This is a genomic window from Pseudoduganella sp. UC29_106, assembly GCF_044055365.1.
Lineage (GTDB): Bacteria > Pseudomonadota > Gammaproteobacteria > Burkholderiales > Burkholderiaceae_D > Rugamonas.
The window spans coordinates 1,356,619-1,369,634 of record NZ_CP171977.1 but is presented as its reverse complement, the minus strand read 5'-3'; the positions used below and the strand labels follow the sequence as shown (position 1 = coordinate 1,369,634).

The 13,016-nt window shown below is 63.8% G+C and carries 13 protein-coding genes and 2 pseudogenes; 8 read left to right on the top strand and 7 right to left on the bottom strand.

All coding sequences use genetic code 11. The features are described 5' to 3' along the window. The first annotated feature begins 91 nt into the window (after window positions 1-91). The gene (locus ACHMW6_RS07295) at window positions 92-475 is read left to right on the top strand and encodes a hypothetical protein (protein ID WP_395406449.1); all 384 of its coding nucleotides are present in this window, start codon (window positions 92-94) and stop codon (window positions 473-475) included. 6 nt (window positions 476-481) lie between these two features. On the opposite strand, the pseudogene ACHMW6_RS07290 reads toward ACHMW6_RS07295, so the two are convergent. The 3 genes and pseudogenes from ACHMW6_RS07290 to ACHMW6_RS07280 form a co-directional block, all read right to left on the bottom strand. Then, window positions 482-1,362: pseudogene (locus ACHMW6_RS07290) on the bottom strand (TraB/GumN family protein). 197 nt (window positions 1,363-1,559) lie between these two features. Continuing rightward, window positions 1,560-3,074 (bottom strand): dipeptidase, encoded by a 1,515-nt coding sequence (locus tag ACHMW6_RS07285; protein WP_395406448.1) that lies wholly within the window; start codon window positions 3,072-3,074, stop codon window positions 1,560-1,562. A gap of 54 nt (window positions 3,075-3,128) precedes the next feature. After that, window positions 3,129-3,581, bottom strand: coding sequence for a hypothetical protein (locus ACHMW6_RS07280; protein ID WP_395406447.1), 453 nt, complete (start codon window positions 3,579-3,581; stop codon window positions 3,129-3,131). 7 nt (window positions 3,582-3,588) lie between these two features. Between ACHMW6_RS07280 and ACHMW6_RS07275 the strand changes: the two are divergent. The 3 genes and pseudogenes from ACHMW6_RS07275 (at window position 3,589) to ACHMW6_RS07265 (ending at window position 6,404) form a co-directional block, all read left to right on the top strand. Then, window positions 3,589-4,577: pseudogene (locus tag ACHMW6_RS07275) on the top strand (LLM class flavin-dependent oxidoreductase). Beyond that, window positions 4,574-5,773: an MFS transporter gene (locus ACHMW6_RS07270; protein WP_395406446.1), complete on the top strand. Its 1,200-nt coding sequence runs from the start codon at window positions 4,574-4,576 to the stop codon at window positions 5,771-5,773. The pseudogene ACHMW6_RS07275 and the gene ACHMW6_RS07270 overlap by 4 nt, the downstream one beginning before the upstream one ends. Window positions 5,774-5,783: 10 nt before the next feature. Further along, window positions 5,784-6,404: a hypothetical protein gene (locus ACHMW6_RS07265; protein WP_395406445.1), complete on the top strand. Its 621-nt coding sequence runs from the start codon at window positions 5,784-5,786 to the stop codon at window positions 6,402-6,404. On the opposite strand, the gene ACHMW6_RS07260 is transcribed toward ACHMW6_RS07265, so the two are convergent. Genes ACHMW6_RS07260 through ACHMW6_RS07245 form a run of 4 tightly spaced genes read right to left on the bottom strand, consistent with a single transcriptional unit; the run spans window position 6,401 to window position 9,077 of the window. Further along, window positions 6,401-6,862, bottom strand: a complete 462-nt coding sequence (locus tag ACHMW6_RS07260) for a hypothetical protein (RefSeq protein WP_395406444.1) — start codon at window positions 6,860-6,862, stop codon at window positions 6,401-6,403. The two genes, ACHMW6_RS07265 and ACHMW6_RS07260, sit on opposite strands and share 4 nt — an antisense overlap. Continuing rightward, window positions 6,859-7,719: a hypothetical protein gene (locus tag ACHMW6_RS07255; protein WP_395406443.1), complete on the bottom strand. Its 861-nt coding sequence runs from the start codon at window positions 7,717-7,719 to the stop codon at window positions 6,859-6,861. Before ACHMW6_RS07255 ends, ACHMW6_RS07260 begins: the two co-directional genes overlap by 4 nt. Next, window positions 7,716-8,495, bottom strand: coding sequence for a hypothetical protein (locus ACHMW6_RS07250; protein WP_395406442.1), 780 nt, complete (start codon window positions 8,493-8,495; stop codon window positions 7,716-7,718). The genes ACHMW6_RS07255 and ACHMW6_RS07250 overlap by 4 nt, the downstream gene beginning before the upstream one ends. Before the next feature lie 54 nt (window positions 8,496-8,549). Further along, a complete protein-coding gene (locus ACHMW6_RS07245) occupies window positions 8,550-9,077 on the bottom strand; it encodes a DUF6160 family protein (protein WP_395406441.1) in 528 nt (175 codons plus the stop codon). A 523-nt stretch (window positions 9,078-9,600) separates the two neighbouring features. On the opposite strand from ACHMW6_RS07245, the gene ACHMW6_RS07240 reads away from it, so the two are divergent. Genes ACHMW6_RS07240 through ACHMW6_RS07225 form a run of 4 tightly spaced genes read left to right on the top strand, consistent with a single transcriptional unit; the run spans window position 9,601 to window position 13,014 of the window. Further along, window positions 9,601-9,948 (top strand): hypothetical protein, encoded by a 348-nt coding sequence (locus ACHMW6_RS07240; protein WP_395406440.1) that lies wholly within the window; start codon window positions 9,601-9,603, stop codon window positions 9,946-9,948. Continuing rightward, window positions 9,945-10,367: a C39 family peptidase gene (locus ACHMW6_RS07235; RefSeq protein WP_395406439.1), complete on the top strand. Its 423-nt coding sequence runs from the start codon at window positions 9,945-9,947 to the stop codon at window positions 10,365-10,367. Before ACHMW6_RS07240 ends, ACHMW6_RS07235 begins: the two co-directional genes overlap by 4 nt. A 21-nt stretch (window positions 10,368-10,388) precedes the next feature. Next, window positions 10,389-11,402, top strand: a complete 1,014-nt coding sequence (locus tag ACHMW6_RS07230) for a transporter (RefSeq protein WP_395406438.1) — start codon at window positions 10,389-10,391, stop codon at window positions 11,400-11,402. Between the two features lie 10 nt (window positions 11,403-11,412). Further along, entirely contained in the window at window positions 11,413-13,014 is a 1,602-nt protein-coding gene (locus tag ACHMW6_RS07225; RefSeq protein WP_395406437.1) for an OmpP1/FadL family transporter, read from the top strand. Window positions 13,015-13,016 lie beyond the last annotated feature (2 nt).

The window sequence follows — 13,016 nt, the reverse complement described above, 5'->3', positions numbered from 1 at the left end:
CAGTTTGATGTGGATCAAACTAGTTCGAACCGTGCTCGAATATCGTGCGGCGCAGACTGTCTGACTCGGACGTTCATAACAGGAGTTGAAGATGAAGACGATCATGATGATGGCCGTATGCCTGGCCCTGGGCGCTTGCTCGGAAATGGGCATGAAGCGCAGCGCGAGCACGGACGGCGGCGCCTCCAGCACCAGCAGCGACTATGGCACAGCCAAATCCACGGCGGCCAGCAGCGCCGACCAGTATGAGGCGACGGTGGTATTGGTGGAAGAGATGCCGCGCTCGGACCTGGGCACGGCGGCAGGTGGGGCTGTAGGCGCGGCGGCGGCCGGCACGCCGATGGACAAGTCCTACCGCGTCACCCTGCGCAAGGAGGATGGCACCACCGAGATGGTGACTGTTAACGCCATGCCCGGCTATAAGGCGGGCGACCGGGTCAGCTACCGCAATGGCACGGTGATGATGGCGCGCTAAGCCGGCTCAGTACAGTTTTTCGACATCGTAGCCGCGCTGCCTGAGCAGCGCCGGCACGCCATGCTCGCCGACCAGGTGCAGCAGGCCGATGCCGACGAAAGGCGTGCCGCCGCCTTCCATGATGGCGCCGATGCGGTCTGCCATCTCGGGGTTGCGCTTGCCCAGCAGCGTGCCGCCCATGAAACTGGCGCTCACGGTATCGCCGGTGGTCAGCTCGCGCGTCAGCTCGGCGATGCGGCTGGCATCGGCCGTACCCCACGCTTCGATCAGGCCGGCGGACTTCTTGACCGCCATGCCATTGTCGATCTCGGCGATGTTCTCCAGCAGGTATTTTTCCTGCTGGGCGTCGCTGAGGGTCGAGAACAGGCTGAGCTGATAGTCAGCCGTTTCCAGCTCGCGCAGCGGTTTTTCTGGCGCGTGGCCGCCTGCAGCAGGTAGCCTTCCACGCCATTGCTGCGCTGGAAGCCAATCTTTTCAATTTCCTGCCCGACGAGGATGTTTGCCACCAGCCAGGGACGATAGCGTTCCACGTCCTTCATTCTCAGGTTGGCGCGGGCCAGCGCACGGTTGAGCACGCCGAGCGCCTGCGGCGACAGGTGGTCGCGGATCGTCTCGCCGGCCGGATAATCGCCATACTTCGCCAGCGCCTTCTGGAATGGCTCGGCGGCGCGCACGTCCAGCTCCAGCACCAGGGAGCTGGAATCGGCCAGCGCGCGCGTCACTTCCGGCTCCAGCGGGAAGAAGTTCTGCTTGCCGACGTGGATGGTGCCGAACAGATAGCTGGTCTTGCCATCGTGGCGTACGCGGTACAGTGCGCCGCGGCGCGGCACTTCGGGAGAGGCGGAGACGTACTCGGCCGCACCGGACGATCCCGGCGGAATACTCATATCCATGGCGTGGGCGGTCCAGGAAAGGACGAGGGAGAGCAGGAAGGCGATCGGGCGGCGCATTACAGGGGCTCAGTAACGTGATGCCTGAGATGCAGCCAGGCATGGGCTGAGGGCTTCCGGTGCGGAAGCCCTTATTGCCCATGGTAAAGCAAGAACGGCTGAGAAGAAATCGTTTTTTTTGCGTTACAGAAAGGCTATCGTGCCAATTCGACCAGCACTGCTGTATACATTTCAAGATTCAGCAGCAGCTGTTTCTCCGTGATGTACTCGTGTTCGGAGTGGCCGGTATAGACCTTGCCGGGCATGGTGGGGCCGAAGCTCACCGCACTCGGGAAGAGGCGCGAATTGGTGCCGCCGCCGATGGCGATCGGCGCGGCGTCGACGATGCCGCTGTAGTGATTGAACACCGCCATCAGGGTCGGTACTTGCGGCGCCTTATCCTGCACCCACGGTTCGCCAATGGTGGTGGACACCGTCGCGGCCACGCCACGCTTCTGCTTCCATTCCTCGAACGCGGACTTGATCTCCTGGTCCAGCTGATCATGGCTCTTGCCGCGCGGTCGGCGCAGGTTGATGCCGAGGACGAGGTTCTTGTCGGCGTCCATCTTCAGCGTGGTCGGCGCCACGGTCATCTGGCCCATGAAGCCGTCGCGGTAGGCGATCTTGCCGAAGCGCTCACCATACAGGCCGGTGCCGACCATCTCCGCCGTGAAGTCGGCGATCGCGCCGGCCTGGGTACCGGACCAGCTGCGCACCGCCAGCGCGTCGGCCAGCATGGCAATTGCGTTCACGCCCTCCCACGGCTTGGACGAATGCGCGGCGTAGCCCTTGCCTGTAACCAGCAGGCGCTTGCCGTCCCACGAGTATTGGTAAGACATGCCTTTCTGCTTCATGGCGCGCAGGCGGATTTCGCGCTCCAGTTCCGGCGTGGCGTTGTCGATTTCAGCACGTGCGTCTTCCGGGATCTGGCTGGCGAAAAAGCCGCCCGTGAAGGAAGCCAGCTGCGGCGTGGATGCATTGGCGGCCGGCGCTGCGGCGCGCGGCGCATCAGGCGGCATGGAAACGGCGATCAGGCCCCAGCCCTTCTCCGCCGTCACCACCGGGTATTCCGCATCGAGCGTGATGTTCACCTGCGGCGGCGTGTGCGTTTTCAGCCAGGCTTCCAGCGGCGCCCAGTCCGATTCCTCCGCCATATAGACATAGAGTTCGATGCGCTTCTTCAGCGCCACCTTGCGGTCCTTGATCGCCTTCATCGCATACAGCGCGGTGGCGATCGGTCCCTTGTCGTCTTCCGTGCCGCGCCCCAGCAGCAAGCCTGGCTCGCTGGTGCGATCGAGCTTGAACGGCGACTGTTTCCACTTGGAGGGATCGACCGGCTGCACATCGCCGTGCGTGACCACCCCCACGCGGTCTTCGCTATTGCCATATCCGATGACGACGATATAGCCATCGTCGCGGTAATCGAAGCCGAGGCGGTCCGCTTCGTCCTTCAGGAATTTCTTGAAGCCGATATGCTGCGGATTCTGTTCGAACGGCACCTTGGGATCAGCCACGGTATTGAAGCTGACCATACTGGCAAGGCTGTCCACGACCTGCTTCTGGTAAGTCTTGCGGGCATAGCTGGCGGTGGAAGTGGCGGCGTCGCTAAGCGGCGCGGCATGCAGGGCGGCGCTGGCAAGCAGCGGCAGGAGGGCAAGTTTCTTCAGCATCGTCTCTTATTGGTAGGTGGAGAGAATCTTCGCGATGGCGCCGTCGCGCACCAGTTATGTGAGCGCGGTGTCGACGTCGGCCAGGGATACGCGGCCCTTTTGGGACACGGCGCATCTTGTCAGGTACTGCTTAACCAGCAGCGGCGGGTGCACGTCGATCGGCTCCCGCTGCTTCAGCTGATAATCGTAGAAATATTTGATGGTGGACACATGCGGCACGCGGCCGGCGGCCAGCTTGCGCAGGTTGCTCAGGTTCGATGGTCCGTCTTCGCGCACGAAGCCTGTGCCCAGGGCCTGCTCCAGGTCCGGATACTGAAAACCGAAGACGGTGCCGATCGGGCGCCCGGCCAGGTCAACGAGGCTTTGCGGCGCTGGCGCCGAGTGCGCGGACCCGTTGAACAGCAGGGCAAGCAATATTATTCGCAAGACATTCATGCCGAGATAGTAACGCAATTCCCCTGATACTTTCAGGGCCTTGCTTGAAAGCCCCGCCAGCAGCCCTGACATGATTGGAATGACCGCCTTCTCCATACTCGACCTTTCGCCCATCGCTCAAGGCAGCGATGCCCGCACTTCGCTGCGCAACTCCCTCGACCTCGCGCAGCACGGCGAGCGCTGGGGCTACAACCGCTACTGGGTGGCCGAACACCACGGCATGCCCGGCATCGCCAGCGCGGCGACGTCGGTAGTGATGGCTCACATCGCAGCCGGCACGTCGACCATCCGCGTGGGCGCGGGCGGCATCATGCTGCCCAATCACTCGCCGCTGGTGATCGCCGAGCAGTTCGGCACACTGGAAGCGCTGCACCCGGGCCGCATAGACCTGGGCCTGGGCCGCGCGCCCGGCTCGGACCAGACCACGGCGCGCGCCCTGCGCCGCAACCTCGCCGCCAGTGCGGACGAATTCCGCAGGATGTGCTGGAGCTGCAGGACTATATGTCCGACGAGCCGCGCCAGCGCGTGATGGCCACGCCGGGCCGCGGCGCCAAGGTGCCGCTGTGGATTCTCGGCTCCAGCACCTTTGGCGCCCAGCTGGCGGCCCATCTCGGCCTGCCCTTCGCCTTCGCATCGCACTTCGCGCCGCAGATGATGATGCAGGCGCTGCACCTGTACCGCAGCAATTTCCAGCCGTCCGCGCAGCTGCAAAAACCCTACGTGATGTTGGGTTATAACGTGTTCGCGGCGGACAGCGACGAAGAGGCGCAATTCCTCGTGACTTCGGCCCAGCAAGCCTTCGTCAACCTGCGCAGCGGCCGCCCGTCCCAGTTGCCGCCGCCCTTAAAGGACTACCGCAGTGGCCTCGGGCCGCAGGAGAACGCGATTATCGATTCGGTGCTATCCTGTTCGGCTATCGGTTCGCCCGACACCGTGCGTAGCCAGTTGAAAGGCTTTATCGCCAGCACCGGAGCGGACGAGCTGATGATCACGTCGCAGATCTACGAGCACAAGGCACGCCTGCGCTCCTACGAGATTGCGGCGGACATCCATCGCGAGCTTAAATGAGTCATCAAGAAGAACACACCATTTCCGCTGGCACGGTCTGGCTGCTGGCCACCGCCGCCGGCCTGATCGTCGCCAATCTGTACTACGCGCAGCCCCTGGTCGGGCCGATCAGCCGCGCCACCGGGCTCGATCCGGGCGCCGCGGGCCTGATCGTAACGCTCACTCAGATCGGCTACTGCCTTGGTCTGCTCTTCATCGTTCCCCTCGGCGACTTGCTGGAAAACCGCAAGCTCGCCGTCTCCCTGCTGATTGCCACGGCGCTCAGCCTCGTCGCCGCCGCCGCCAGCAGCAGCGCCACGCTGTTCCTCTCTGCCGCTTTCGCCATTGGCCTCACCGCCACCGCCGCCCAGGTTTTAGTACCGATCGCAGCCCACATGTCCGCGCCCGAACGGCGCGGACAAACGGTGGGCACGGTCATGAGCGGCCTGCTGCTGGGGATCATGCTGGCGCGGCCCGTCGCGAGCCTGGTCACCGACGTCTTCGGCTGGCACGCCATCTTCATTATTTCCGCTGTGCTGACCGCCATCCTCGCCTTCGTACTCACCAGGCAGCTGCCCCAGCGCCAGCCGCAAGGCGCCATGAAGTACACGAAGCTGCTGGCGTCGATGTGGGACCTGCTGAAAACCACACCGGTGCTGCGCCGCCGCGCCGCCTACCAGGCCTGCATCTTCGGCGCCTTCAGCCTGTTCTGGACCACGGTGCCGCTGATCCTCGCCAGCCCGGCATATGGTCTGTCGCAAACGGGCATCGCCATCTTCGCGCTGGTCGGCGTGGCCGGCGCCGTGGCGTCGCCCTTCGCCGGCCGCCGCGCGGACCAGGGCAAGACCCGTTCTACCACCGGCATGGCCATGATCGCCGCAATGCTGGCCTTTGCAGTGCCCCTGCTGTTGCATGGCAGCCGCGATTTCGAACTGGGCCTGCTGGTGGTTGCCGCCGTGGTGCTAGACATGGGCGCCTCCGCCAACCTGGTGCTCGGCCAGCGCGCCATCTTCCAGCTGGGCGCGGAAGTGCGCAGCCGCCTGAATGGCTTGTACATCTCGATCTTCTTCCTTGGCGGCGCAGCCGGTTCCTCGCTGGGCGGCTGGATGTTCGCCAACCACGGCTGGCACGGCGTGTTGGTGGCCGGCCTGATGTTCCCCGCCGTGGCCTTCGCGATATACTTGACGGAATTTGCAGAGCAACGAGTACCCGCATGAGGGGAGCGCCATGGACCGATCGCCGCAGTTGTTCGGAGAGCTGCTGGTAAAGAATCATCTCGTTACCGAGGACCAGCTGGCGCGCGCCATTGAGCAGCAGCACGCCACCGGCCAGCGCCTCGGTGAAATCTTCGCAGAATGGCATCTGCTCTCGCAGCAGAAAGTGCAGGAAATGCTGCGCAAGCAAGGCCACTTGCGCATGGCCGCGGCCCTCGTCGGCGCCATCCTCGCACCGCTGGAGTCCCACGCAGCCGACACCACGACGCCCGCGGCCATCTCCGCTTCCGCAGTCGACGATGCTCGCCTTGGCGGCGTTACCGGTGGTTCGATCCACAGCGGCGCGGCGACCGACAGCGCGGCGCGCGACGCTGCAGGTCAGGCCATCGGCGACCTGGCCCAGCGCCTCGATCCGGTGCTGGACGCTATCGAGCGCGACTTCACGCCCGAGCGCCCGCTCTCCCCTACCGGCCCCGCCACGTCGGCAGCCCTGCCGGACGGCACGCTCTCGCTCACCCTGCCCCTCACGGCAGGCGCGCTGAATGTGCGCAATGTCCGCGTGGAAGGCAGCAACACCACCATGCAATCCATCGACCTGCGCACCACCGTCATCTACGTCGACAAGAAACCCTAGTGCGCCCACATCCTGACCTGGCCGGTCATATTCATATCGCCGTTCACGTTGAAGCTGCCAAGGCTGTTGGTCACGGGCGCGAGCGGATCGTTCTGCACGCTCATTGATTCGAAGCCGAAGTTCCTGAAGCGCACGGTGCCGGGCAGGGTCAGCGCCACGTAATCGCCGCTGCCATCCGGCTTCGCGTGCACATCGATATTGATGGTGGACATATCGATCACGCCGCGCACATTGCGCAGCACGATAAAGCGCGTTTGCCCGTTATCGTGGAAGCCCAGCGACAGGCGCGAATCGCTGACCGCGCCCACCAGCGTTGGGTCGTTGATCGCCACGTGGGCGGCGAAGCTGATGCCGTCGCGCGCATTGACCTGTTCCAGTTCGCCGTCGTCCAGCGCACGCAGCGGCCCGGCATGGGCAGCGCCGGACAGCAGCAGTGCGATGGCGAGGGCGCGCTTCATTGGCGGAACTTGATATCGAGGAAGTTGATCTGCACCGAACCGATGCGCGAGGAACCGAGATCTGTGGTGCCGGTTGCCGGGCTGGTAAATGAAATCCTGTCGATCTGGATGCCGCCCAACGCCGCCTGGCCGCTGCCGTATTTCGCATCCGGCCAGTCGATGCCGATGTGCAGGCGCGGACCGTTTTCGTCGGCCACCGCGTTGATGACGGCGGGCTGGCTCGCCACGTCCGCAATCTTCCACGGTGCGCCGGTGAAGTTGCCGTTTTCGTCCACTTCGCCAATGCGTATGCCCTGCAGCGCCATCTGTTCGCCTGCGTTGTTGCGGCCCGCGGTGCGCAGCGCGAGCTGGCCGATGTCCAGCCGCAGCGCCGCGCCGAAGGCCACGCCGTCGGCCACCCGCGGCGTGGAGAATTGCCAGCCGCCGCCATAGAAAACCATATCGCTGAATACCAGGCTGCCGCCCTTGCTGACAATGCCGTCCGCTTCCACGCCGAAGTCCCAGGCTTTCTGCCAGCGTTGGGCGCCGTCCGCATTGACGGGGAAGTTGAAGCGGATCACGTCCGCCAGGCCTGGTGCGCCGGCCACGATGTCCAGCCGGTAGGGATCGGAGAAGGCCACGGCGCTGTCGCTGCGCGACGCGCTCAGGTTTTCCATCCAGATGCTGCGGCCAGGCGACGCCGTGAAGGTCGCACGCGCATTGCCGCTCATCGAAAAACCGGAAAGGTCGAAACTCACGCCATCGCGCCCGCGCACGTCCGACAGTGCATCGTCGCTGAGCGGCTTCAGGCCCTGCGCCTGCGCAGGCGCAGCGCATGCAAGGCCCATCCCGAAGACGAAGGCAAGCTTGCGCATCATTTCACCGCCGGCAGGCTGGGCGGCGCCACGGCCGTCGTGCCGAGCGCCTGCAGCTTGTCGCGCCAGTTCATCCAGATGCCCGCCTGCGCCATGTCCGGCAATTGCGTCGTGCCGGACGGCGCCTGGAACTGCACGCCCGTCTTCAGCACCGAGATCCAGAAATCGCGGCTTGGGCCGCCGGCGTCGCCCGCGCGCACGCTGCCCAGCTGGGAGAAGTTCAGGCAGGGCGCGGTGCAGCTGCCGTCCCAGCGCTTGCCGCCGCCCGCGTCGGTGCGCGAGTCGAGCGTGACGGTGCTGCCGTCGGCTGCCGTGCCGTTCACCAGCATGGAACCGGAAAGGCTGTTCAGCTTCAGGCCCACGTCGCCGCTGATGGCGTCGAAGCCGAGGCGCATGCCGATCACTTCGCGCGGCGCTGTGGCATCGGCGCCGGCGCGATAAACAAATTCGAAATAGGGATTGGCAATCTGCACGGTACGTTGCGCGGCCGTGCCATCGCTGCGGCCGAACTGCAGCAGCGGCATATCGATGTCCGCGCCCAGTCCCTCGCGCGAGGCGTAACGGTAATCGCCCAGGCGCATGTTGCGGAAGCTGGCGTTCAGCGTCACGTCCGCATCGAGCGCGATGCGCGTGAAGTCGAAGTCGCCCAGGCGGCTGTTGCTGATGGCGATCAGGCCCTGGCCGCGCGTGCGCGACATTTCCTCATCGCTCATCGCCTGCAGCTGCGCCATCGCAGGGGCGGCGAAAAGAAGGCCGCCGTAGCGGCCAAACCGAGACATTTGCTCATGGGTTAAGTAGGAGAGGCGGCCGTTGTGCGGCCGCCGTTGGTCAGATCAGTGTGCCCAGATCCACACGGTGGTGCCGCGCAGGTCCAGCTGGTTCATGGCCATGGAGCCGTAGGAGGCATTGCTGCCGCCCATCTTGATGGAGTCGACCTTGATGTCCAGCAGCTTGCCGGCAGCCACTTCGATCTTGTCAGGGATAGCGATCTGCACCACGTCGCCTGGCGGCACGAAGGCAGCAGCGCCGAAGGCCGCGGTCTTGACCAGGTCCACGCCGGCCGCAGCTGCTGCCTGGGCGAAGGATGCCTTCGACAGGATGTCGATGGAAGCAGCGATCAGGCCTTTGACCTGAATGCCGTTGAAGCTCACGCTACCGCCGCCCAGGCCGGTGGTCGGATCGACTGCGTCCGTATCGGTGTAGACGAAGGAATCCATCTTGATGTTCAGATTGGCGCCGATCGACACGCCATCCTGGCCGGTCACTTTGCTCAGGTCAGCATCCTGGATCGGGGTCATGGCCGAAGCGGACAGGGCCAGGGTGGACAGGGCGACAGCAACAGCAGCGGTAATGCGTTTCATAGGTTTATCTCCGTAGGGTTTTTGATTGGTTTCGTCCTCCGCGTCCCATTGCCGTCACGCCCTGGTGGGTGCGGAACGACGAGACGCATTCTTAATATTTTTTCAATATTAATTAAATTTATGATAGGTTCCCGCCCTCGGCCGGGTCTATCTTTTTGGCATGACCGTTCAGGCCAAATACTTGGCTTGGCGAGCCAGCCAGAGTGAAGCGCATGTTGCATGCAAACCTCGCAACAACATACACACAACAGCCTGTGCTCGCGCGCGCATGTGCACTCGCAGGCACGCTCGCGTACGCGTAATAACCCAATTTCCGGCGCGTCGCATTAGAGATGTGCTTCTAATTTTTTTGCTGCCGTGCGCGCGGCAATCATGCGTTAATCATTACCAAAAACATAAGGACGAACGCTCGCTTTTTATTAGCACGGTCGTTCGATAAATACGGAGACAACATGGGAAGCTCAAAATTTTGCGCGCGCACAACGCGTGTGGCCCCGCTCGTCCCTACGCACAGGGGGACGCCATGCTGATGCTGCTGATGGGCGTGATCGCCGCCCTGGTCGGAGGGGCCGGCGTGCTGTCGCGCCATGAAGTGCAGGACCGTCCGAAAGCCCAGTTCGAAATGCCACAGACCATGCTGGGCGGCGGCGCCTACACGCAGGCGGTGACGATGGAGCCCTTCTCGGAGCTCAAGTACAAGCACATCGTGCGCCAGGCCTATGACTACAGCTGCGGCTCCGCGGCCCTGGTCACCATCCTCAACTACCACCTGGGCATCCAGGTCACGGAACAGCAAGCCATGGAAGGCATGCTGGACAAGGGGGAAAGGAAAAGATCATCGAGAGGCGCGGCTTTTCGCTGCTGGACATGAAGCGCTACGCCGCCTCGCTGAACGTGAGCGGCGCCGGCTACCGCGCCGAAATCAAGGATTTGCTGACATTGACCGAACCAGGCATCGTTCCCATCGACTACGCCGGGGCCAAGCACTTCGTGGTGCTGCGCGGGATCCGCGACGGCGTGGTCTACATCGCCGACCCATCGGCCGGCAATATCGTGTTCTCTGTCGAGGAGTTCGCGTCCCTGTGGGACAAGAACACCCTCTTCATTCTCTCGCTGCCGCAAGGCCAGCACGCGCCGGCGCAACTGGCGCTCACCGACAGGGAACTGGGCGTGGTCGACATGGACCGCGTCACCAACCAGGGCCGCCTGGATGCCCTCAACCACGCCACCCTGCAGCTGGAACGCGCCGTCAACTCCGGCGTCTCCGGCACGTGGATGCATCGTCAATAAGTCAGCATAAGGAACCAAAGTATGAAATTGAGCACACTGCCTGTCTTTCTTGCTTCAGCCCTGCTGGTGCATTCGATGAACGCAGGGGCGCAGGAGAGCCAGACAGCGCCTGCCAGCGCTGCCGCCGCGCGTGACGCGCTGGCCAAGAAGGAAGGCGAAGGCGACCAGAGCGCCCTGCTGAAGGAAACCCTGACCGCCGTCGACAAGCAATACAGCCTTATCCGCCGTGGCAAGACCCAGTTCACCTATGACCTGAACTACAGCTACATCGGCCAGGAAAAGATCGTCACCGACTTCACCTCCAGCGGCCTGACGCTGTTCGATATCGAGAACGTCAACTCGCACATCATCACCAACACCTTTTCCGCCGACTACGGCGTGCGCGACAACCTGACCGCCAACGTCACGCTGCCGCTGATCACCAAATACGCAGAAACGCGCGGCCACAGCGGCGTGTCCAACTCGGTCGGCGACATCGTCCTGGGCGCCCGCTTCCAGCCCTTCGAAGCGCGCCGCGATGCGCCGGGCCTGACACTGACTTCCAACCTGCGCCTGCCCAGCGGCCGCAGCCCCTTCAAGATCATTGCCGGCAGCGGCGAGGCGACCGGCAGCGGCGTCACTGCGCTGTCGCTGGGCGTAAACGTGAATCGCATCGTCGATCCCGTGGCGCTGTTCGGCTCCCTGAACGTGACGGCCAGCGCACCGGCCAAGGACCTGAGCCAGGTCACCGGCACTCGCGTCCTGACGCGCGTGCAGCCGGGCATGAGCATCGGCTTCGGCCTGGGCTTCGCCTATGCGCTCTCCTACGGCATCACGACTACGGTGTCGTTCCAGGAAGCGGTATCGCAGGGTTCCAAGCTGCGCTTCGAGGATGGGCTGAATGTGAAGACCAGCACCCAGACTTCGGGCATGCTGAACATGGGCCTGGGCTATCGCGTCTCGCCCAAGACCACACTCAACTTCTCGGTCGGCATCGGCCTCACCAACGATTCGCCCAACCTGTCCATGGGCCTGAACGTGCCGCTGGCCTTCTGACGGAAACGCCATGCAAGCCCAGGTCCGCATGACGGCGCTGGCCGCCGCCCTCTGCTGCGTTTTCCCCGCGCGTGCCGCACTGGTGGAGAACCTGACAACCAGCGTCACCGCAATGGCGCTGGGGAATGCCGTCACGGCCGATCCGCCCGGCATCGATTCCGTGCATTTCAATCCGGCCGGCCTGGCGCGCCTGGTCGGCGACAGCGCCACCCACTCCGCTTTCGGCGCTTCGATCCGCACCAGGGCCAGCTTCCACCAGCCGGACGGTCTCGACATCGGCGGCTGGACCAACGACCCGCTGGCCGGCACCAGCACGGGCCCGGTGCGCCAGAAGATGTACGTCCCGGCTTACGGCATGCCGGGCTGGCGCCTGCCCGGCGTGGTCATCCCCGGCATCGGCTTCGCCTGGAACAAGCCAGGTTCGCCCTGGACCTTCGCCACCAACAACTACATGGCGCAGGCCATCAGCATCGACCGCAGCACGGACCCGAACGATCCGGGCAGCTACGACGGGCGCCTGATCCAGTTGCAGCGCCTGGTCTACCTGTCGCCCTCCATCGGCTACAAGTATTCGGACACGCTGCGCTTCGGCGTCTCCGTGCCCATCGCCCACTCGGCTTTCGTGATCGACACGAATATGCGCTTCCCCAATGAGCTGCTGGGCGTGTTCGGCAAGCTGCAGCAGGGCTGGTGCCCGGAACAGGGCGGCAATGTGATCGACATCTTCGGCTTCGGCCTGTGCGGCGGCGGCAAGGATGGTTTCGTCAGCCCCTTCAAGAAGGCGGCCTCGATGCGCATGGAAATGACGGCGCCGGTGGACCCGACCATCAATCTCGGCGTGCTGTGGGAACCCCGGCCCTGGCTGGGGCTCGGCATCGTCTACCAGGGCGGCTCCAACACGCGCTACACGGGGAAGTACGAATTCGATACAGAGCCGATGCTGCGCAACTTCGTCAAGGGCCTGAATTCCAGCCTGCTCGGCCCCATCGCGGGCGCCGTGCTTGGCCTGCCGCAGTCCATTCCAGAAGTCCAGAAGGGCAACCTGAGCGCCACTATCCCCTTCCCTGCCCACCTGCAGGTCGGCATCAAGCTCAAGCCCATCAAGTATATCCAGGTCAATGTGGACGCCAGCTATGCGCGCTGGAGCGACTGGAATGCGCTGACTTTCGAATTCGACCAGAGCGTGCGCCTGCTGGAAGTGGCGCGCCTGTATGGCATTCCCGATTCGACCAAGCTGAAAATCCCGCGCGGCTACAAGAGCCTCGTCAACTTCGGCTATGGCGTGCAGCTCTTCCCCTTCGATAGCCTCGCGCTGCGCTTCGGTTATGAGCCGCGCAAGTCGTCCGTCCCGGTGAACAAGATCGACCTCATTGCGCCGCTGCCCGATACGCGGCTGTACAGCTTTGGCCTGAACTACAGGATTTCCAAGTCCTATGACGTGAGCCTGACTGCGTCCCTGATGAAGGGCCGCTTCGCCGCCCCCGCCAATACGGACGACAACATGAACAGCAGCAAATTCCTGAACGTGATCTACAACCCATATGCAGGTCTGGATGTGGCGGGCGATATCAAGGTCCGCTACGTCGGTTTTAGTCTCAACCACAAATTCTAAGG